This is a genomic window from Plantactinospora alkalitolerans (assembly GCF_015690345.1).
Lineage (GTDB): Bacteria > Actinomycetota > Actinomycetes > Mycobacteriales > Micromonosporaceae > Plantactinospora > Plantactinospora alkalitolerans.
In genome coordinates, this window is record NZ_JADPUN010000076.1 from 53,788 (window position 1) to 74,287 (window position 20,500).

Annotated in this window: 22 protein-coding genes; 6 read left to right on the top strand and 16 right to left on the bottom strand. The window is 72.2% G+C overall.

What is annotated here, in order from left to right; translation table 11 throughout:
* Positions 1-182 precede the first annotated feature (182 nt).
* The 4 genes from I0C86_RS05555 (at position 183) to I0C86_RS05570 (ending at position 5,693) form a co-directional block, all read left to right on the top strand.
* The gene (locus tag I0C86_RS05555) at positions 183-1,685 is read left to right on the top strand and encodes a dihydrolipoyl dehydrogenase family protein (protein WP_196200129.1); all 1,503 of its coding nucleotides are present in this window, start codon (positions 183-185) and stop codon (positions 1,683-1,685) included.
* Between the two features lie 52 nt (positions 1,686-1,737).
* A complete protein-coding gene (locus I0C86_RS05560; RefSeq protein ID WP_196200109.1) occupies positions 1,738-2,739 on the top strand; it encodes a LacI family DNA-binding transcriptional regulator in 1,002 nt (333 codons plus the stop codon).
* A 619-nt stretch (positions 2,740-3,358) separates the two neighbouring features.
* A complete protein-coding gene (locus I0C86_RS05565; RefSeq protein WP_323373481.1) occupies positions 3,359-4,981 on the top strand; it encodes a glycoside hydrolase family 13 protein in 1,623 nt (540 codons plus the stop codon).
* A 124-nt stretch (positions 4,982-5,105) separates the two neighbouring features.
* Positions 5,106-5,693: a pyridoxamine 5'-phosphate oxidase family protein gene (locus I0C86_RS05570; protein ID WP_196200110.1), complete on the top strand. Its 588-nt coding sequence runs from the start codon at positions 5,106-5,108 to the stop codon at positions 5,691-5,693.
* Positions 5,694-5,855: 162 nt separating this feature from the next.
* Here the strand turns inward: I0C86_RS05570 and I0C86_RS05575 are convergent, their stop codons facing one another.
* Complete coding sequence (locus I0C86_RS05575) at positions 5,856-6,647, bottom strand: crotonase/enoyl-CoA hydratase family protein (protein ID WP_196200111.1); 792 nt, start codon at positions 6,645-6,647, stop codon at positions 5,856-5,858.
* A gap of 120 nt (positions 6,648-6,767) precedes the next feature.
* Positions 6,768-7,271 (bottom strand): DUF402 domain-containing protein, encoded by a 504-nt coding sequence (locus I0C86_RS05580; RefSeq protein WP_196200112.1) that lies wholly within the window; start codon positions 7,269-7,271, stop codon positions 6,768-6,770.
* Between the two features lie 248 nt (positions 7,272-7,519).
* Here I0C86_RS05580 and I0C86_RS05585 point away from each other — a divergent pair, with 248 nt between their 5' ends.
* A complete protein-coding gene (locus I0C86_RS05585) occupies positions 7,520-8,734 on the top strand; it encodes a serine hydrolase domain-containing protein (protein WP_196200113.1) in 1,215 nt (404 codons plus the stop codon).
* A gap of 40 nt (positions 8,735-8,774) precedes the next feature.
* On the opposite strand, the gene I0C86_RS05590 is transcribed toward I0C86_RS05585, so the two are convergent.
* Entirely contained in the window at positions 8,775-9,143 is a 369-nt protein-coding gene (locus I0C86_RS05590; protein ID WP_196200114.1) for a nuclear transport factor 2 family protein, read from the bottom strand.
* A gap of 79 nt (positions 9,144-9,222) precedes the next feature.
* On the bottom strand, positions 9,223-10,266 hold the full coding sequence (locus I0C86_RS05595) for an NAD-dependent epimerase/dehydratase family protein (RefSeq protein ID WP_196200115.1): 1,044 nt from the start codon (positions 10,264-10,266) through the stop codon (positions 9,223-9,225).
* A 103-nt stretch (positions 10,267-10,369) separates the two neighbouring features.
* Between I0C86_RS05595 and I0C86_RS05600 the strand changes: the two genes are divergently transcribed.
* The gene (locus I0C86_RS05600) at positions 10,370-11,221 is read left to right on the top strand and encodes a Rieske 2Fe-2S domain-containing protein (protein ID WP_196200116.1); all 852 of its coding nucleotides are present in this window, start codon (positions 10,370-10,372) and stop codon (positions 11,219-11,221) included.
* A 138-nt stretch (positions 11,222-11,359) separates the two neighbouring features.
* Here the strand turns inward: I0C86_RS05600 and I0C86_RS05610 are convergent, their stop codons facing one another.
* The 12 genes from I0C86_RS05610 to I0C86_RS05665 all read right to left on the bottom strand — a co-directional run.
* Positions 11,360-12,751 carry a LysM peptidoglycan-binding domain-containing protein gene (locus tag I0C86_RS05610; protein WP_230393601.1) on the bottom strand — a complete coding sequence of 464 codons (1,392 nt, stop codon included), beginning with the start codon at positions 12,749-12,751 and terminating at the stop codon, positions 11,360-11,362.
* Between the two features lie 15 nt (positions 12,752-12,766).
* Positions 12,767-13,219, bottom strand: coding sequence for a hypothetical protein (locus tag I0C86_RS05615; RefSeq protein WP_323373479.1), 453 nt, complete (start codon positions 13,217-13,219; stop codon positions 12,767-12,769).
* Positions 13,216-13,686, bottom strand: a complete 471-nt coding sequence (locus I0C86_RS05620) for a TadE/TadG family type IV pilus assembly protein (protein WP_196200117.1) — start codon at positions 13,684-13,686, stop codon at positions 13,216-13,218. Before I0C86_RS05620 ends, I0C86_RS05615 begins: the two co-directional genes overlap by 4 nt.
* Positions 13,683-14,117 (bottom strand): TadE/TadG family type IV pilus assembly protein, encoded by a 435-nt coding sequence (locus tag I0C86_RS05625; protein WP_196200118.1) that lies wholly within the window; start codon positions 14,115-14,117, stop codon positions 13,683-13,685. The genes I0C86_RS05620 and I0C86_RS05625 overlap by 4 nt, the downstream gene beginning before the upstream one ends.
* A gap of 3 nt (positions 14,118-14,120) precedes the next feature.
* Entirely contained in the window at positions 14,121-14,357 is a 237-nt protein-coding gene (locus tag I0C86_RS05630; RefSeq protein WP_196200119.1) for a hypothetical protein, read from the bottom strand.
* Positions 14,358-14,395: 38 nt separating this feature from the next.
* Positions 14,396-15,265 carry a type II secretion system F family protein gene (locus I0C86_RS05635; RefSeq protein ID WP_196200132.1) on the bottom strand — a complete coding sequence of 290 codons (870 nt, stop codon included), beginning with the start codon at positions 15,263-15,265 and terminating at the stop codon, positions 14,396-14,398.
* Positions 15,265-16,167, bottom strand: coding sequence for a type II secretion system F family protein (locus tag I0C86_RS05640; protein WP_196200120.1), 903 nt, complete (start codon positions 16,165-16,167; stop codon positions 15,265-15,267). Before I0C86_RS05640 ends, I0C86_RS05635 begins: the two co-directional genes overlap by 1 nt.
* A gap of 10 nt (positions 16,168-16,177) precedes the next feature.
* Positions 16,178-17,743 (bottom strand): CpaF family protein, encoded by a 1,566-nt coding sequence (locus tag I0C86_RS05645; RefSeq protein ID WP_196200121.1) that lies wholly within the window; start codon positions 17,741-17,743, stop codon positions 16,178-16,180.
* The gene (locus I0C86_RS05650) at positions 17,733-18,533 is read right to left on the bottom strand and encodes a ParA family protein (RefSeq protein WP_196200122.1); all 801 of its coding nucleotides are present in this window, start codon (positions 18,531-18,533) and stop codon (positions 17,733-17,735) included. The genes I0C86_RS05645 and I0C86_RS05650 overlap by 11 nt, the downstream gene beginning before the upstream one ends.
* 2 nt (positions 18,534-18,535) lie before the next feature.
* Complete coding sequence (locus I0C86_RS05655) at positions 18,536-19,192, bottom strand: SAF domain-containing protein (protein WP_196200123.1); 657 nt, start codon at positions 19,190-19,192, stop codon at positions 18,536-18,538.
* On the bottom strand, positions 19,189-20,106 hold the full coding sequence (locus tag I0C86_RS05660) for a hypothetical protein (protein WP_196200124.1): 918 nt from the start codon (positions 20,104-20,106) through the stop codon (positions 19,189-19,191). The genes I0C86_RS05655 and I0C86_RS05660 overlap by 4 nt, the downstream gene beginning before the upstream one ends.
* Positions 20,100-20,500, bottom strand: a 401-nt coding sequence (locus tag I0C86_RS05665) for a hypothetical protein (protein WP_230393603.1), incomplete at its 5' end; no start/stop codon positions are given. The genes I0C86_RS05665 and I0C86_RS05660, both read right to left, overlap by 7 nt.

A 20,500-nucleotide genomic window follows, 5' to 3' on the forward strand; every position in this document is an offset into this window, starting at 1 on the left:
GGCCGTGGGCCGGTCGGTGCCCATTCGGCGGTCGGCGGTCGGTGTCCGGGGCGTCGATCCGGCCATCCCGACCAGCGTAGGCAGCGGGGCGCGCGTCCGAAACGCCGTACGCCGAGGATCCGATCCGCGTGGTCGGTCGGCGGTGGATGAGGAAAGCTGGCGTCATGGCGGAACCAGAGCAGATGCACGTGGACGTCGACGGCACCGTGGGCGCGGACGTGACCGCGGACGTGGACGTCGTGGTGATCGGGCTGGGCGTGGGTGGCGAGGAGACGGCGAACCGGCTCGCCGCCGCCGGCCTTTCGGTCGTCGGCATCGAACACCGTCTCGTCGGCGGGGAGTGTCCGTTCTGGGGGTGCGTGCCGAGCAAGATCATGATCCGGGCCGGCAATGCTCTGGCCGAGGCGCGCCGGGTCGACCACCTGGCCGGTCGGGCCCAGGTCGAGCCGGACTGGACCACGGTGGCCAAGCGGATCCGGGAGGAGGCCACCGCCGGCTGGACCGACGACGCCGGCGCCGAACGGTTCACCTCGAAGGGCGGCCGTCTCGTCCGTGGTACCGGCACCCTCGCCGGCCCCGGTCTGGTCCAGGTCGGCAACGAGGTCTACCGGGCCAGGGTCGGTGTCGTCCTGGGTACGGGAACCACTCCGGTCATCCCGCCGGTACCGGGGCTGGCCGGCACCCCGTACTGGACCAACCGGGAGGCGATGGAGCTGGCCGAGTTGCCCGAATCGCTGGTGGTGCTGGGCGGTGGGGCGATCGGTGTGGAACTGGCCCAGGTGTTCGCCCGCTTCGGCGTACGGGTCAGCGTGGTCGAGGGCGGTGCGCGGGTGCTGGCCCTGGAGGAGCCGGAGTCGTCGGAGCGGGTCGCCGCGGCGCTGCGCGCGGACGGTGTCACGGTGCACACCGGGGCCCACGCCGAGCGGGTCGAGCACGACGGCACCGGATTCACCGTCCACCTGGCCGGGGGCGACCGGTTCCGCGGCGAACGGCTGCTGGTGGCGACGGGCCGGCGCGCCGTACTGGAAACGCTCGGCCTGGAGACCGTCGGGCTGGATCCGACGAAACGGTTCCTGGAGACGGACGACCGGATGCGGGCGGCCGACGGGATCTGGGCGGTCGGCGACCTGACCGGACACGGCGCCTTCACCCACATGGCGATGTACCAGGCCGGGATCGCGATCGACGACATCCTGCGACGGGCCGGCATCGGGACCGGTCCGGACGGTGCCGGACCGGCAGGTGGCGGCGGCGTCGGTGGCGTCGGTGTCGGTGGTGGCGTCGACGGCGGTGGCCTCGACGGTGGTGGTGGCCGGCGGGCCGACTACCGCGCCCTGCCCCGGGTCACCTTCACCGATCCCGAGGTGGGTGCGGTCGGGCTGACCGAGCGCCAGGCCCGGGACCGGGGACTGAACGTCCGGGTCGGCTTCACCCTGCTCTCCGACTCGACCCGGGGCTGGATCCACGAGGTGGGCGACGAGGGCTTCATCAAACTGGTCGGCGACGCCGACCGTGGGGTACTGGTCGGGGCGACGTCCGCCGGCCCGGTCGGCGGCGAGGTGTTGAGCGCACTGGTCGTGGCGGTGCACGCCGAGGTCCCGGTGACCACCCTGACCGGAATGATCTACGCCTATCCGACCTTCCACCGGGCGATTGAGACGGCGGTACGCGGTTTGTTGCAGTAGCGCGGCGAACTTTGGTTCGGTTTTTGCAAGCCGCTGTCGTACGATCGCGGCCGTGACCAGAAGACTCACCGAGGTGGCCCAGAAGGCCGGGGTCAGCGAGGCCACGGTGAGCCGGGTGCTCAACGGCCGGGGCGGCGTCTCCGAGAGCACCCGGGTAGCCGTGCTCACCGCCCTGGACGTGCTCGGCTACGAACGGCCGAGCAAGCTGCGCGGCGAACGGGCCCGACTGGTCGGGCTCGTCCTTCCGGAGCTACAGAACCCGATCTTCCCCGCGCTGGCCGAGGTGGTCACCGGTTCGCTCGCCCAACGCGGGTTCACCCCGGCACTCTGCGCCCGGACCATCGGCGGAATCTCCGAAATGGACTACGTGGAGATGCTGCTGGACCACCAGGTCTCCGGGGTGATCTTCGCCGGTGGCTCGTACGCCCTGGCCGACGCCCAGCACGACCACTACCGGCGGCTGACCGATCGGGGCCTGCCCGTCGTACTGGTCAACGCCGGCGTCGACGAGTTGGGTTTTCCGTGCGTGTCGACCGACGACGCGGTGGCGGTCGAGCAGGCGTACGGACACCTGCGGTCGCTCGGACACGAGCGGATCGGTCTGGTGCTGGGTCCCGCCGACCACGTGCCGTCCCGTCGGAAGTTGTCCGCGATGGCGAACGTCGCCGGCTGGGCCGAGGGCGAGGAGTGTGTCGAACGCTCCAGCTTCTCGATGGAGGGCGCCCGGGTCGCGGCGAGCAAGCTCATCGAGCGCGGTGTGACCGGGGTGATCTGTGCCAGCGACGTCATGGCGCTGGGCACGATCCGGGCCGCCCGTCGGCTCGGCCGGTCGGTACCGGCGGACGTCTCGGTGGTCGGCTTCGACGATTCGGCCCTGATGACCTGTACCGACCCGCCGCTGACCACGGTCCGGCAGCCGATCGAGATGATGGGCCAGGCGGCGGTGGACCTGCTGGTCAACCAGATCGAGGGTGCCGGGGTGCTCGCCGACGAACTGCTCTTCGAACCCGAGCTCGTGGTACGCGGCTCGACCGCGCCGGCGCCCGGCCACTGACCACTTCCCCCACCACCGGCCTGTCTCTCGGCCCGCGCGCTGACCGGTCCACGATCGGCTGCCCGCCGCATTCGCACCCTCACCCGCCCGCACCCGGGCTCCTGCCCGTAACTCCCCAGCTCAGTCCGGGCGCGGTCGCGGGGGTGACCGGCCCCTGTCCTGTCCTCCGGCGGGGAACCTCGAGCTTCCGGCCGCCTCCGCTCGGCGTTTACCGTCACGGGTACCCAGCTCGCCGGCTCTAGTCGTTATCTTTCAGAGTACTGTCGGCTTATTGCAGTCTTCCGCGCGGGTTTGTATCGTCATCGACACGAAACAAGACACGCGCGGAGACCCTGCATCAGACTCCCGCGCGCCACCCCAAGGAAGGGTGTCGTCATGAAGAGATCGAGGCCGGGCAGCGCGCTGCGGCTGCCGCCGACCCGGACGACGGCCCGACCGACGGTTCCGTCGGCGGGCAGTATGAAGGGCTGAGCCGATCATGGCCGTATCCGGCTGTTAGAACCTCACATCCGTGGGGGTCAGGTTCCTCATCCGATCGGTGGTCGACGACGACCGGTTGGACCCCAGCGCGCAGGTGCCGGTGGCAGCGACCCCGGACCGATCCAGAGAGCAGGTACTCGTGTCCACATCAGAGCGCCCCCGGTGGTGGCGAGACGCGGTGATCTACCAGGTCTATCCCCGCAGCTTCGCCGACGCCAACGGAGACGGCATCGGCGACATCGCCGGCATCCGGAAGCGGCTGGGCTACCTGTCCGAGCTCGGTGTCGACGCCATCTGGTTCGGCCCCTGGTATCCGTCCCCGATGGCCGACGCCGGCTACGACGTCGCCGACTTCCGGGCCATCGAGCCGGTCTTCGGGACGCTCGCCGAGGTGGAGGACCTGATCACCGAGGCGCATGGACAGGGGCTGCGGATCATCGCAGACCTGGTGCCCAACCACTGCTCGGACCAGCACCCCTGGTTCCAATCCGCACTCGCCGGCGGGCCGGGTGCACCAGAGCGGGACCTGTTCTGGTTCCGGCCGGGACGCGGCCCGGACGGTGACCAGCCCCCGACCGACTGGATCGGCGAGTTCGGCGGCGGGACCTGGACCCGGACCACCAACCCGGACGGTACGCCCGGCGACTGGTACCTGCACCTCTTCGCCGCCCAGCAGCCGGACTTCAACTGGGACCACCCGAAGGTACGCGCCGAGTTCGAGGACATCGTCCGGTTCTGGCTCGACCGGGGAGTCGACGGTATCCGGATCGACTCGGCGGCGCTGCTGCTCAAGGACGCCACCCTGCCCGAGGTCGTCGGCGACGCGCCCCACCCGTTCCACGACCTGGACGGCGTACACGAGATCTACCGGAGCTGGCGGCGGATCGCCGACAGCTACCCGGAACCGCGCGCGTTGATCGGCGAAGTGTGGCTGCCGGACCGGCAGCGGTTCGCCAACTACCTCCGCCCGGACGAGCTGCACACCGCGTTCAACTTCGACTTTCTCAGCTGTGCCTGGGACGCGGCGGCGCTGCGCGAGAGCATCGACGGAACCCTGGCCGAGCACGCGTCGATCGACGCCCCCGCCACCTGGGTGCTCTCCAACCACGACGTGACCCGGGTGGTCACCCGGTACGGCCGGGCGGACACGACGTTCAGTTTCGCCAGCAAGCGCGAGGGGACGTACACCGACCTGGAACTCGGCACCGTCCGGGCCCGGGCCGGCGCGCTCCTCTCGCTGTCGCTGCCCGGCGCCGCCTACGTCTACCAGGGTGAGGAACTCGGCCTCTGGGAGGTCGAGGACATCCCACCCGCGCTGCGCCAGGACCCGATGTTCCCCCGCTCCGGTTTTGTCGACCCGGGCCGGGACGGGTGCCGGGTACCACTGCCCTGGAGCGGCGACGCGGCGCCGTTCGGGTTCAGCCCGGACACCGCGACGGCGGCCCCCTGGCTGCCGCAACCGGCCGCCTGGAAGGACCAGACCGTGCAGGCCCAGACCAGCGACCCGCACTCGATGCTGGAGCTGTACCGGCAGGCGATCCGGATCCGTCGGGAGATCCCCGCGCTCGGCGACGGCACGCTGCGCTGGCTGCCCGCCCCGGACGGTGTACTGGCCTTCGCCCGCGAACCCGGGTTCGCCTGCGTCGTCAACCTCTCCGACACGCCCGTCCCGCTCCCGCCGCACCAGCACACACTGCTGGCCAGCCGCCCGGTCGACGGGGAGCTGCTCCCGCCGGACACCGCCGTCTGGCTCCGCATGTAAGGAAGGGCCCCTTCTTATCGCTTTTTGTATAAGAAGGGGCCCTTCCTAACATCCGACGAGTATTGGCAGTCACACCGTGGGAAGCGGCTTCTGCCCGGCTCGGAGCAGCGGGGAGGATGTTGTCGTGGGGAAAACTTACGATCGGATCGACGGCCGGCTCCGGTCGTTCATCGACGAGCAGAAGATCTTCTTCGTGGCTACCGCGCCGCTGGCCGGCGACGGGCGCGTGAACCTCTCGCCGAAGGGCCTGGTCGGCTCGCTGGCGGTGCTCGACGAGCAGACCGTGGCGTACCTCGACTTCGGGGGCAGCGGTGCGGAGACCGTGGCGCACCTGCGGGAGAACGGCCGGATAACGCTCATGTGGTGTGCCTTCGACGGCCCGCCGAACATCGTCCGGGTGCACGGCCGGGGCGAGCCGGTCTTCCGGGACGACCCCCGGTGGCTGGACCTGATCCCGCACTTCCCGGAGCAGGCCGACGCGCCGGGGCTGCGGGCGATCATCGTGGTCACCGCCGAGCGGATCAGTGACACCTGCGGTTACTCGATCCCGTTCATGGATTACCGCGAGGAGCGGACCCTGCACTCCGACTACTTCGGCCGTAAGACGGACGAGGAGTTCGCCGCGTACTGCGAGCGGAAGGACCACGTCGGCGTCAGCCTCGACGGGCTGCCCGCGCTGCCCCTCCCGCTGCCGCCACTGCCCGCCGCCTGACGGATCCGGTCGGCCGGTCGCGCCGATGATGCCGGTCGTGCCGATGATGCCGGTCGCGCCGATGATGCCGGTCGCGCAGATGATGCGGCTCGTGCCGATGATGCGGCTCGTGCCGATGATGCCGGCCCCGTCGTGGTGCGGCGGCGGTGCCGATGACGCCGGTCACGTCGGTGGCGGTACCGGGGACGCGGAAGGGTTGTAGGCGCCGTGCCGGCCCTCGCCGGACGTGAACCGGGCCACCCCGTCCGACGCGTCGATGGCCAGGGAATTCATCCCGTACGCCAGCTCGGTGCGCATCGCCTCGTCCTCCGGTCGCCCAGCCGAGGCCAGTACGGCCAACCGGTCGTTGCGCAGGCAGGTCTGTGGGAACCCGGCGATCTCGGCGGCCATCGTCTCCGCAGCCGCGCGTGCCTCTCCGGGCGCCACGAGCCGGTTGACCAGCCCTATCTCGTACGCCTCCGTGGCCGGCACCGGGCGGCCGGTCAGGATGAGGTCCAGGGCCCGGCTCTCACCGATCAGCCGGGCCAGCCGTACCGTTCCGCCGTCGATCAACGGGACGCCCCAGCGGCGGCTGAAGACTCCGAACACGGCGTCGGACTCGGCGACCCGCAGATCGCACCAGAGGGCCAGTTCCAGCCCGCCGGCGACGGCGTACCCGGAGATGGCGGCGATCACCGGCTTGCCCAGGCGCATCCGGGTCGGGCCCATCGGACCGTCGCCCTCGGGTTCGACCCGGTTGCCGCTGGACGTGGTGATGGCCTTCAGGTCGGCGCCGGAGCAGAAGGTCCCGCCCTCGCCCCAGAGCACGGCGACGGCGGCCCGCTCGTCGCCGTCGAAGTTCCGGAAGGCGTCGGCCAGGGCCCGCGCGGTCGGCCCGTCCACCGCGTTGCGGGTTTCCGGCCTGGACAGCACGACCGTCTGCACCGGACCGGATTCCTCGACTCGTACGCCCATCGGACCAGGATGCCCGCCGGCACCCCACTCCGGCACCCCCCAAATATCCGCTACCGGGCCTGGGCCAGCCGGCCGGGTGGTCGAGACGTGGTCGACGTGGTCAGGGGCGGCAATCCGTCGTCAGATCTTGCTGAAGCCCTCGGCGGCCAGGTCGGCCAGTTCGTCGAGGGCCTGGCGGGCCCGGGCGGCCGCCACCGGATCGCGCTCGGTCAGCCCGCTGTCCAGGAACTCGTCCTCGTCGAGCCGCAGTACCTGACTCCGGTCGGCCGACGCCCACAGGTCGAGGTCCAGATCCGGCACCACGAGTACGTCGTCACGCACCTCGGCTGGCCGGGTCACGTCGCAGTACCAGCCCTTGAACACGCCGGACGCGTCGTGGACCTCCTTCACCGAGTACCACCGGTCCCGCCAGTAGTGCTCGGTGAAGACGTCACCCGGCTCGAACCGGACGAAGCCCATGTCCCGGGCCACCGGGTCGGACCAGGGCGCGCGGACCACCACGTGGACGCCGTCGTCGGAGAGCACCGATGCCGGGTACGACTTGTCGGGGCGTGGTGCCTTGACCAACCGCACCGTGACCGTGTCGCCCGCCGTAAGGGTCCTGCCGCTGCCGTGTCGCGTCACGCCGTACCGCCCGCCTTCCGGTCCATCGCCGGACCGGTCCTTTCGCCCGGGCCGGCCCTTCGTCGAAAGCCGAGGTTATCGGCCCGCTCGTAGGGGTCGGTGGGCCACCCGTGAGCGCTGCCGCAACAGCCCCGATCGCGGACGCGCCACGATCGGGGGAGGGTCATCCCCTAGGCGGCCAATTCGGGGTTTGTCGGGGGTCACGTCCCTGATGCCCGGTTGGTTGGGCCACGGCCAGACTGACGGACATGAAGATCAGCACCGGGCGTACCCGGTTCCTCGCCGCACTGGTCGGCGTCGCCCTCGCCGGCAGCACCGTCTCGCCGGCCCTCGCCGGCACGTCGACCTCCGGCAGCGGTGGCGCCGGCACGTCGACCTCCGGTGGCGCCGGACGGCAGAGCGTGGCGGCGTGCACTGGTGCGGGTATGGACCCGGCCGCGATGGTGGCGGCGATCCAGGGCCTGCCCAGCGCGGAGGCGACCGCCGCCCAGGTACGGGTGAACTCCGGCGCCGGCTGCTGGACCGGCCGGTCCGGGGTGGCGGACCTGCGTACCGGTGCGCCCGTACCGGACGGCGCGCGGTTCCGGATCGGCAGCGTGACCAAGGTGTTCACCGCGACCGTGGTGCTGCAACTCGTCGCGGAGGGCCGGGTCGGCCTCGACGTCCCGGTACAGCGGTACCTGCCCCGGCTGCTGCCCGCCGACTATCCGGCCGTGACCGTCCGGCAGCTCCTGGACCACACCAGCGGCCTGCCGAGCCCGACCCTGCCGGACGGCGTCGAGTGGCAGCTCGCGCACCGGTTCGACCGGTGGACGCCCGAACAGATCGTCCGGGCGGCGCTGCGCAACGAGCGGGCGTTCGAGCCGGGGGACAAGCAGCATTACACGAACATGGGCTACATCGTGGCGGGGATGCTGATCGAGCGGGTCACCGGCCACTCGTACGCGCACGAGATGCGGGAACGGATCTTCGAGCCGCTCGGACTGCGCGACACCTACGTACCCGGCGCGGATCCCACGATCCGTGGCCCGCACGCACACGGCTACCAGACCGTCAGCCGGAACGGGCGGACCACGCTGGTCGACGTGACGAACTGGAGCCAGACGATGACGCCGGCCGCCGGTGACATGATCTCCACCCTGGCCGACCTGGACACCTTCCTGCGCGAGCTGTTCGCCGGCCGGCTGCTGCCCGCCGCCCAGCTCGACGAGATGTTCACGTTGCCGGAAACGTCGGACGGCGAGCCGGCCCTGTACAGCATCGGCCTGACCGCGTTTCCGCTGCCGACCGGCGAGGTCCTGTGGGGCAAGTCCGGCGCCCGGTGGGGCTACTCCACTGCCATTGCCGCGAGTCGGGACGGCACCCTGCGGGCGGTGTACTCGGTGAACTCGACCGACGCGAAGGGCGACACGCAGCCGGCGATCACCGAGAGGATCATCGGAGCGGCGCTGAGCATGCGCTGACCTCCCGAAGGAGGGCGGGACGCGGGCGCGGGCTGCCGGATCAGTGTGGTGGCGAGAACGGCCACTCCTCGAACGACGTACACCGGCCGCCCGCGTCGAACCGCATGATCCACAGGTCGCGGAACTCCGCCCGGCCCGGCGGGTCGCCGTAGTGCACCTCGATCCGGGCCACCGCGACGTCGTCGTCCACCGCGACGACCTCGCTGGTCATCGTGAACACCTCGGCCGGGCCGTCGCGCTCGGCCTCCCACATCCGGGCGATGGCCGGCAGGCCGACCACCGGCTTCCGGTACGGACCCTGGAGGTAGCTCGCGTTCCCGGAGAAGAGTTCGGCCAGGGGCTCGGCGCCCGGCGTACGCCAGGCCCGTTCGTAGCCCGCGATCCAGTCCTTTACCCGCGCGATGTCCACGGAGGTCTACGGTGCCACGTCGTCCCGTCGCCGGCACGTGGATCAGTGGAGATCGCGCGCGGATGGTCCGCCTTCCCGGTCAGGCCGCCTGGTGGCCGGTGGCCCGCCCCCGGGGGCGCATCGGCGGGCTGTCCGTGCCGGAGCCGGTGGCGATGCCGGAGAGCAGGTCCCGCAGTGCGTCGCGGGCATCACGCCGGGGCCGCCAGCCCAACTCGCGTTCGGCCCGGGAGCAGTCCATCAGCGGTACCGCCGCGCTCAGCTCGAACCAACCCTCGTCGGCGGGCACCAGTCGACTCCGCCAGGCGGCCCGGGTCAGCATCCGGAGCAGGGTCAGCGGCAGCGGCGCCGCCCAGCCGCCCCACTCCGCCGCGACCAGCGGCCCGTCGAGCACCGGCTCGGCGGCGATGTTGAACGCGCCGGTCAGGTCACTACGCAGGGCCCGCAGGTACGCGTCGGCGACGTCGTCGGCGTGCACGACCTGGACCCTGAGTCGTCGGTGCCGGGGCACCACCGGCAGTCGACCCGAGCGCAGCAGGGTGACCGGGACGAACCGGCCCAGGAAGTACCGGGTGATCTCGGCACCGGCGTCGCGCTGGAGGACCAGGGCCTTACGTAGCCGGGTCACCCGCAGTACCGGATAGTCCCGCTCGGCCCCGTCGAGCATGGCCTCCACCGCCGCCTTGTCCATGCTGTATCCGGACCGTCCGATGCCGGTGACCGGCCAGCTCTCGTCGACCCGCTGGTCCTTCGGGCCGGGCGCGTACGTCCCGACGGAGGAGGCGTGGACCAGTTTCGGCACGTCGGCGGCCAGCATGGCGTTGAGGACGTGCCGGCTGCCGTTGAGATTGGTCCGGCGGAGTTGGGCCCGCTGGTGACTGGGCTGGATCTGCCAGGCCAGGTGCACCACCGCGTCGACGCCGGCCAGCCGGTCGGCCAGCGGTTGCAGGCAGGCCGGGTCGCCGAGGTCGGCGGAGTGCCACTCCACCCGGTCGTACGGCGCACCCGCGTCCGGCCCCGGGCAGCGCCGGGCGATGCCGATCACCTCGATGTCGGGCTCGGTGGCCAGCCGGCGCAGCAGCGCGGTGCCGACGTTCCCGGTGGCCCCGGTGATCGCGATCCGCATGTCGGCCGGTCTACCCCGCACCGACCGAGGCATGCCGTAATCCGTCCGGGTAGTACCGGGGTGCCGAGGGTTTACCCGGTCCGTCGGCGGGAAGTTCCTGCCGGTGCGAGCCTTTCTGACCAGACTTGAGCAGGCAGCCGCCCTGGACCGGGTGGCGAACCGGATGCAGCACGTGGTCGCCGGGGCGATCCGGCCGCAGTGGGCCCGCGACCTGCTGCACGGGGTGTGGCTGGGGCATCCGCTGCATCCGGCGCTGGTGCAGGTGCCGGTCGGTGCCTGGGTCTGTACGGCGATCCTCGACCTGCTACCCGGCCAGCGCCGCGCCGCCACCACGCTGGTGGCGGTCGGTACGGCGTCCGCGCTGCCGGCCGCCATCGCCGGCTGGAACGACTGGGCGTCGCTGTCCCGGGAGCAGCAACGGGTGGGCCTGGTGCACGCCGCCGCGAACGGCGCGGGCATCCTGCTGTACGCCGGCTCGCTGGCCGCCCGGCTCAGCGGTCGGCACGGCATCGGTCGTACCCTCGGATTCGCCGGCCTGACGGCGGTCAGCGGCGGCGCCTTCCTCGGCGGTCATCTCGCCTACAAGCAGGCGGCCGGGGTCAATCAGGGCGTTCCCGACCTGCGCCGGATCGAGGAGGGCTGGCATCCGGTGGCGGACCTGGACGCCCTGCCGGAACGCACCCTGCTGACCCGCCGGATCGACGAGATCGCGGTCGTGGTCTACCGGGACGGCGACGACGTGTCCGTGATGCTGGAACGGTGCGCCCACCAGAGTGGTCCGCTCGGTGCCGGCGAGGTGACCACGGTGGATGGCCGGACCTGCGTCAAGTGCCCCTGGCACGGCAGTACGTTCGAGTTGGGCGGCGGCGAGGTGGTGCACGGCCCGGCCGGAACCGACCAGCAGGTGCTACCGACCCGGGTGGTGGGTGGCATCCTCCAGACCCGTCTTCCCTGACCGCCCTCGACCGCCAGCGGGATCATCGGTGCGTCGTCGACCACGCGGCGAGGTGTCGTGACCCCCGCCGCGCGATCCGCCACCGCGCTCAGCCGTGCGATCCGCCACCGCGCTCAGCCGTGCGATCCGCCACCGCGCTCAGCCGCGTAGCCGGTGTCGACCACTGCCGATCGCGGGACGCCGACCGGACCTGCCCCGCAGACCGAAGACCGCACCGATCTGCGCCCCCACCATGCTGGCCACCGCGATGACGGCGGACACCGCGAGTGGCCGGTTGAGGTCGTCCACCGGGCCGGCCTGGGAGGCGCTGATCGTGTACGTGTCGTCGTCGTCCGCCGCGCCGGGTGGTTGGGCCGGCGCCGGCGCGGCCGGCTGCGGCGAGGCGGTCGGGCGCTGCGCCGTGGCGGACCGCTGCGGCGTGGCGGACTGTTGCGCCGTGGCGGACTGTTGCGCCGTTCCGGATTGCCGGGCCGTGGGGGACTGTGGCGCCGTGGCGGACTGTTGCGGTGCGACCGGCCGTTCCGGGGCGGCCGACCGCAGCGGTGTCCCGGACTGCTGCGGTGCGACCGACTGTCGCGGGGTGCCCGACTCTCGGGGGGTGACCGGCTGCGGTGGCGCGACCGGCTGCTGTGGGCTCGTCGTCGGACCGGTCGACGGTGGTACGCCGTTCTGCGGCGGCGCCACGCCGTCCGGCTGCTCGGCCCCGGGTGCCGGGCCCTCGGGCGTGACCTGCGGCCAACCGCCCGGTGGGGGTGGCACCGCGACCAGGCCGGTGGCGTGCTGGCGTACGCCCCGGTCCTCGGCGGCCGGCGGCAGGTGCAGAAGCTGGCCCGGCCGGATCCGGTCGGGATCGCGGATCTCGTTGAGCCGGGCCAGTTCCGGATAGCGGTCGAAGTCGCCGAGATAGCGACCGGCGATGTGGCCGAGGTAGTCGCCCTTCTCCACCCGGTACACCGGTACGGGCTCCTCGGCCGATTCGTCGGACGGAGCCACCAGCCAGTGCGGAGCCGGTCCCGAGGCGGGCTCCGCCGCCAGGGGCAGACCGGCCACCGCCGGTTGACCGGTCATGAAGGGCGCGGCGGCCACGACCGGTGCGGCCGGCAGCGCGGGTGCCCCCACGGGGGTCGTGGTCAGCGCGCTCGCCGCGGTCGCGGCGGGGCTGACGGCGAGGACCAGCGCCACCGAACCGATGAGCGATGCCGCCCACCGCTGTTGACGGCCGAGTCCGGGCAGCCGGATCGCCGGCCGGCGGAGTATCCGGGCGGGCACCTCGACCAGAACGGAGAGGGCGAACGTCGCCCAGCCGGCCCAGCCGACGACGGCCAGTGCCCGGAGGAAGAGTCGTCCGTCGTCCCGGCTGGTCAGCGCGGTGCCGAGCTCGTCGAGTCCGGGCAGGTGGTCGGGTAGCGGGTTGCCGGCGAGGGCCAGCAGGGCCAGCGGTGCTCCGGCCAGCAGTCCGATCAGGACGATCAACGCCCCGAGCCCGGTACAGAACTGACCGGCCCGCCGGGCCGTCCGCGATGCAGGCATGGCGATGCCCCCTATTCAGCGGTTCGTCGTGGTGAGGAGTGTCGCGGTGGCCGTACCGGGCACCGTGATGTTGTCGGCGAAGCCGAAGAGGTCGAGGAAAACGGTGTCGTAGTCCAGTTCGAGGCTGACCGTGAGGGCGGCGTTGTCCCCGACGGCTTCGAAGCGCACCTCCGTGAGTCGTACCCCGTCCACGCTCGCGAGGTAGTTGTCGACAGCGGTCTGCGCCGCGGCCGGATCGAGCACGGTGGTGCCGTCGACCAGCAGTTGGTCGAGGTCGATCGCCTGGCCTCCGGCTCGGGCCGCCTCGGCGGCCAGGTTGTCGGCGCGTTGCATCGAGCGGAGCTGACCGGCGCCGTCGTACGACAGCCCGATGATCGCCAGTACCCCGATCAGTGCGACCGCGAGGAAGAGGCTCACCCGCCCCGAGTCCCGCCCGATTGGAACCTCGTCGTCGATCGGCCCGGTCACCGGGGGCTCCGGCCACGGTAGCGGTCCAGCGGGGAGGCGAAGGTCGCCTCGACGGTGGTGAACGTCCGCATGCCCGACAGCAGCGGCATCCGCAGGTCCCGTACCGGCACGTCGCAGGTGACCGTCACCACGACCGACGCGTCGGTGCCGAGACCGCTGGTGTAGACGGCCTCGAAGTCGGCGTCCTCGCCGTTCATCGAGCCCGCGAGGACCAGCGTCGGCTCCTCGGAACAGGTGAGCCCCTCCGCCGCCAGCCGCTCCTGCATCGCCGCCCGCGCCGCGTCCCGCCCGTCCGGGGCGGTACGCGAGATCGAGGCGGCCCGGGCGGCGTCGTGCGCGGCGACCTCGATCGCCTCGTGTGCGACGGCGGTCCGGCCGGCGACTCCGGCCAGTGCCACCAGCGCCAGAAAGGCCGGCGCGAGGATCGCCGTCTCCACCGAGACGGAGCCCCGGTCCCGGGCGGTCACGGCTGGTCCTCGTCGGTGAACCGTTCCACGGTGCCGAAGGCGGTCTCGCTGATGCCCGGAAGCGAGATGAACGGCATGATCCGGAGCGGCGTGCCGGTGACGGTCGCGCTGACCTGCGTGTCGTCCGGCTCCGGAACGGTGACCGTGACCTCCCAGCCGACCAGCCAGTCGCCGGCCCGGCCGAGGAAGTCCTCCGCGCGCTCCTCGCCCACTCCGGGTTCGGCCTGGTACGCGCGCTGCGCGCTGACCGCCGACTGGGCGGCGTTCAGCGCCGTGGCCCGGGCGATGAACCAGGCGGCGGCCTGGATCGAGGCGAGCAGCAGCAGCAGGATGGCCGGCATCAGTATGGCCAGCTCGACCGGGTTCGCGCCCCGGTCCCGCCGCGCCCCGATCGCCCGCCGCCACCAGGGACGACCGCGCGGTGGTGGCATGACTCAGTCGAGTCCGGGATCCGTGCCGGGGTCCGCGCCGCCGCCCGGGCTGGGGATCGCGTCCATCCAGTCCGAGACACTTCGTGACACGGCGACCGTGACCGCCAGGGCCGCCGCCACCAGGCCGAAGATGATGACCGCGGTCGGCACCGGGCTGTCGCCCCGGTCCCGCGCACCGTCGCGACGCAACTCGGCCAGCCGGATCAGCAACGCGGTGTGCAGGTATGCGATGACTGACATTGCGGCACTCCCTTCTCGTGATATCGGGTCTGTCGAGGTCAGATGCGGGCCACGAACGGGTAGAGGACGAAGCCGACGAGTACGAAGACCAGCAGCGCGCCGGGTACGTCGAGTCGGCCGGTGACCGCCTCCGCGCGGGCCAGGTTGTCGGTGCGGATCTGGTCGCGCAGCGAGTCGGCCCGTCCCCGCAGTGAGTCGTGCACCTGGGCGCCCTCGGTGCCGGAGGACTGCATGATCGCGCCGACGTCGCCGAGTTCCGGAACGCCGATCTTCTCCGCCAGGTCGCGGAGTTCGTCCCAGGGCGAGTGCATCTGGAGCTGGGCCATCCGGAGCGCCTCCCGGATCCGCTCGAAGACCCAGCCGTCGCAGACCTCCGCCGCCCGCTCCAGGGCCTGCACCGGACCGTGTGCGGCGGACAGTTGCAGGGCGACGAGGTCGAGGTACGCGCAGACGGCCTGGCCGAACTCGCGCCGGGCACGTTCCGCCTTGACCAGTACGCTCCGGTGCGCCAGCAGTACGCAGACGAGCGCGAAGCCGAGCGCCCCGATGGTGGGTACCACGATCGGCGGCCGGATCCCGGCGAGGAACAGGATCGCGGTCGACACCGCCGGGGTGGCCAGGCCGATCAGGCCGGAGAGCACCAGCGACAGGGTGTACTGCTCGGGGGTCTGCCCGAGCAGCGCGAGCTGCCGGTGCGGTGGACGCAGCCAGCGGGACAGCCCGCTCAGCCAGTCGAGATCGTGGCCGGTGGTGCGGGCCGGTCGGGTCAGCCCCGGCGGCTGGTGCAGCCGGCGCAGCGCCGGTCCGAGCGCCGGGGTGGCCGGAAGCGCCTCCTGAACCAGCAGGAACAGCCCGAGCCCGACGGCGGCGCCGGCGAGCACGCCGATGGTCAGGTGCCAGTTGAGGATCATGTCAGCACCTCGTCGGCGTCGGGTGGGGCGAGGAACCGGGCCGGCCGGGGCGGCAGGCTCATCGCCCGGACCCAGGCCAGCAGGGCGACGAAGGCGGCGCCGAGCAGCACCATCACGAGTTGCCCGTCCGGCGTTCCGTACGGCCGCATGTAGTCCGGGTTGACCAGCCCGTACGCCAGGACCAGCAGGGTCATCCCGGTGAGGAAGCGGACCGCGAACCGGGGCTGGGCCCGCTTGGCCTCCACCTCGCGCCGGGTGACGACCTCGGCCGCCGCGGCGGAGGCGATCGCCCCGAGTACCTCGCCGAGCCGCTCGCCCCGGTCGGTGAGGTGCAGGATCAGCGCGGCCACCACCTGGTCGCCGACCGGGTCGCCGATGTCGTCGGCGAACGCGAGCAGCGCCGTCCGGGCCTGCCAGCCGGCGGCCAGGCGGGCGGCGAGCAGGCGTACCTCCTCGTCGATCCGGTCCGGCGCGGTCGCGACCGTGCCGATGATGGCCTGCTGGAGGCCCTGCCCGGTGCTGGAGACGTCCTTCAGCCGGCGGGTCCACTCGCCGATCGCCTCGATCCGGTTGATCGCCCGGCGTTCGGCGCGGCCGGCGGTGAGCAGCCACGGCGCGCCCGGCACCGCGAGCACGACCAGCAGGCCGACCACGGGCAGGCCGGTGAGCAGGAACGCCACCGCTCCGGCCAGGATGGCGCCGATCACCAGCGTCTGGTGGGTCCGTTGTTCCCGGGCGGTGGTGCCGCTGCCGAGCCAGAGTCGGCGCAGGCCGGACCTGCCCGGGGTCCGGACCGGCCGGCTCGTGCCGATCATCGCGACGACCGCCAGTACCAGGCCGGTGGTGCAGGCGATCCCGGAGAGTACGGCGATCAGCTCGATGTTCGAGGGCAGGTTCATGGCGGTGTTCTCATGCCGGTGGGCCGAGTCGGGTGTGCCGGGGGCGGCGCCAGGCACCCGCCCCCGCCTCGATGTACCGGGTCAGCAGCCGGACGTCGTACCCGACCCGGAGCAACTGGTCGCGGACCCGTTCCGGCAGATGGCGGGGGACCGCCCGGCCGTCCTGGCCGGGGCCGAAGACGGTGGTCGTGGTGATCCGGTTGCCCTCGCCGACCCCGATGACCTCCTCGACGTGCGAGACGAACCGGTGCTTCCGGCCGCCGATCGCGGTCTCGTCCTCGATGGTGACGTAGACGATCAGGTCCAGCGCGTTGCCGGCCATCCGGCGGGCCTGCTCGACGGTCATCTCCCGGCCGTGCGAGAGGGCCAGTTCGATGATCCGCTCGCTGACCCCGGCCGGGGTACGGGCGTGGATGGTGCACATCGAGCCTCGGCTGGTCGTCATCGCCTGGAGCATCGGGACGATCTCCCGGGACCGGACCTCGCCGACGATGATCCGGAGTACGCCCATCCGGAGCGCGACCGGAATCAGGTCGGCGATGGTGACCTCGCCGGCCGGTCGACCGTCCATGCCCCGGTCGCCGTGCCCCTCCCGGGACTCGAAACTCATCACCGCGCGGTGCTTGCGCCCACGCCGGGTGGGCAGCAGTTCCCGGCTCTCCTCCAGCAGCACGTACGGCTCGTCGGCCGGGATCTCGTCCATCAGGGCCCGGATCACCGTCGTCTTGCCCGCTCCGGCCAGCCCGGCCACCATGATGTTGAGTCCGGCCCGCATCGCCGCGCGGAGGAAGTCCCGGATCAGCACGTCGAGCATCTCGTCCAGGTCGGCCCGGGCGCCGGTGATGTCGTCGAGGCTCACCTCGATGGTGTTGTGCTTCCGGATCACCGCGTACGGCCGGTGGCTGACCAGGAAGACCGCGGCGAGCCGGCTGCCGTCGGGAAGCTGGAGGTCGAGGGTCGGCTTCGAGGTGGAGAGCGACCGTTCGGTGGCGCCGGCCCGGCGGGCGGCCGCCTGGAGGATCTCCACCATCTCCTCGTCGCTGTCCGCGATCGGCTCGGCCCAGTCGACGCCGCCGCCGCGCCGGCTGATCCGGACCAGGTCGCAGCCGAGGATGTGTACCTCTTCGATCGTGTTGTCCACCAGCAGGGTCTGTAGCCGGCCCAGTCCGACCAGTTCGGCGTTCACCTGGTCGAGCAGCATCCGCTCCTCGGCGGCCAGCATCGGGGTGCCGGCCCGGCGGGTGGAGTCGGCGTACTCGGCCACCACGGCGACGGCGAGCCGGGCCCGCTCGACGTCCTCCTCGGCGGGACTGAACTCCCGGCCGCGCTGCCAGAGGGTGAGCCGTTCGCTCAGTTGCCGGCGGAGTTCCCGGACGACTGCGAAGTCGACCCGGGCCCGGGGCGGGGGTGCCGGCGGTGGTGGTGCCGAGTGCGGCGGAACGACGTACGGCGGTGCGGAGCCGTTGGCGACCGGAAGGGCCGCCTGCTGGTGTCCGTTGTGCGGGATGACCTGCCAGGCGGGCGCCGTGGCCGGGTCACCGGGTCGCGGGTCGTGGTAGACCGGCTCAAACCGCATCCGGCACCCCCTCGATCGCCGGCCAGCCGAGCCGGGCCCGGCGGCGGTCGAGCGTCGCCCGGATCGGCACCTCCAGGGCGCTGGCCGCGCGCATCAGCGGCCGGTTGCCGCGCACCGTTCCGCCGTGGCCGAGCACCTCGGCGGTACGCGGGTCGTGCGGCAGTTGGGCGATCACGGGTAGCCGGAGTGCCTTGCTGACCTCGTGCTGGCCGTGGCCGGTGCCGACCAGCAACAGTCGCAGCGTGTCGGCCGGTACGCGGTGCTCGGCGAAGTCCCGCTCGATGGTCCGGACCGTCGCCTGGGTGCTGGACAGGTCGGGCAGCCGGGCCGCGGTGACGATCAGGACGATGTCGGCGGCCCGCAGGATCGGCCAGGGCGGTCCGACCACGTGCAGCCGTCCACAGTCGACGATCACGTCGTACGCCGGTCGACCCTTGTCCAGTCCGGCGAAGAAGTCCGCGAACCGCTGCCACAGCGGAACCACGCTGCCCGCCTGCGCCGGGTCGACCACGCCGGGCAGCAGCAGCCGCTCCCGCGCGGGGGCGTCGAGGTCGACCAACTGGGACCAGAACGCCTGCTCCAGGTTGCCGTCGCGCAGTTCGCCGACCGCCAGCTCGCCGATGCCGCGCGGGCCGGGCAGCGCCCCCGACAGGTAACCGGCCAGCACCGAACCGCCGGACGGGTCGCACTCGGCCAGCACCGTCCGGTGGTGCCAGGACAGTGTGCAGGCGAGCGCGGCCGTGGTGACTCCGGGCGATCCCTTGGCCGAGACGAGGGCGATGATGGCCACGGTCAGGCTGCCGCGCTGAGTACGACCGCGATCCGGTCGCTGGCGGCCAGTGCCACCACCGCCGGGACGTCCTTGGCCGCCAGCGCGAGGTAGAGGACCACGGAGTTGGCGGCCGGGGTGGCCATGTCGATGACGGTGGCCTGGAACCGGGTGGCCGGCGCCGCGGTGGTGTCGTTCTCGCCCCGGGTGCTGAACAGCAGCACCTTGTCGCCGGGGCGGAGCCGTTTCGCCGGTACCTCGCTCGGCTTGAGGCCCACCGAGACCTGCTGCTGTCCGGGGGCCAGCAGCGGCTTGTCGGTCAGTTGTGCCATGGTCAGCAGGGTGCCGGGGGTAAGCGTGACGGTCGCCCGCTTGCCGAGCACCTCGGTGACCCGGTCGGACGGCACCGGGTCGAGGCCCTGCCCACCGGCGACCTGCACGGCGACCACGTCGTCCGCGCTGAGCACGGTGCCGACCGGTACGGCTCGGGCGACCGCGAGATAGCTGCCGGTGGCGCGTACCGAGGTGATCGCGAACGCGGAGCCGAGCCCGCCGAGCGCGATGAGCAGTACGGCGAGGCCGAGCAGGCCGGGTCGCATCCGGCGCTGCCGGACGATCCGGGGCGGGGTGATCGGCGCGTCGATCGGCCCGCCGAGGGTGGGGGTGGTCGCCATGGTCATCGGGTCACCACCTGGAGTTCGTCGATCTGGATCGTGGTCTCGGTCGTCAGCTGGGCGGCGAGCGGCTCCTCGTCTTCGCCGGTGCTGCTGCTCCACGGCACCGTCCAGTGCTTGGTGGCGGTGATCTGGTACTTCCCGCCCTCGCTGTTTCCACTGGAGCGCGGGTAGCCGTCGTAGGTGCAGGCTCCGGCCGGCGGCCGGCGCGGATCGTGCTGGCCGGCCCTGAACGGAATACCGGCGGAGGTGCAGGTCACCAGCGGGTCGCCGTTGCCCATGTCCCAGACGATCTTCGTCGGGATCGCCTCGATCTCGACAGTGACGCCGCCCTCGGAGTCGTCGGCCACCTCGCGATCCCAGCTCGACGCGTCGTAGAGCCAGACCGGTACGCCGACCAGGCCGGGTGAGCCGCTCGGGAAGGTCCGGATCTGGGGCGCCTCGAGGTCGAGTCCGGCGAGCAGGTCGAGGGCCATCTCCCGGGGATCCGGCGGGTCGAAGCCGGCCGGCGGGTCGGCCAGGAAGACCGGTTCGGCGGTCGCCGGCCCGCCACAGGTCCTCAGGTAGCTGGTCATCCCGGCCGGCGTCTCCGGCGACTGGGGCTCCATCCGCTTGTAGTAACAGTCGTCGGCGCTGTTGAACCAGCCGCGCAACTCGTCGTAGCAGGGCACGGTCGTGCCGTCGTCCTTCTTGCAGACCCGGTCGCCGTCGCCGGAGCCGTCGCCGCCGGGGTTCGTCGAGCCACCGCCGTCGTCGTCCGGGTCGCCGGGCTCGTGGTCCCAGACGTCGCAGCTGCTCTGGCCGGGCGGGCACTCCGCCCCCGGGTCCCGGGCGGTGGCGGGACCGCCGGTCAGCACGAGGGTGGCGGCCACGACCAGTACCCCGGCGGCTCCGGCGCCGAGCACCCGCCGGGTCAGCACGGCTGGTCCTCGTGGACGGCCCCGACGTTGATCAGCCATCGTCCGTCCGGGTACCGGGTGGCGGTGGCGGTGGCGAGGTGGCGTCCGCCGGCCGAGCCGGGCACCACGGCCCGGTTCTTCTTGTAGACCAGCCGATAGCCGGTGGCGTCGATGCAGTCCTGGATCGAGACGGTGGCCGGATCGGAGTCGAGATCGACTCCGGCCACCGTCGGATTGGAGACGAGCTTTCCGGTACGCATCGCGCCGTGCTCCTTCGCGTCGCGAATGGTGAGCCTGACCCGGGTCAACAGTGGATCGGCAAGATATTTCCGCAGTTCCGGATCAAGTGGATTGCCGCTCGACTCCGCTTTCCGGGAAGCGTGAAGATAGCCGGCGTAGGCGGCCAGTGCGGATT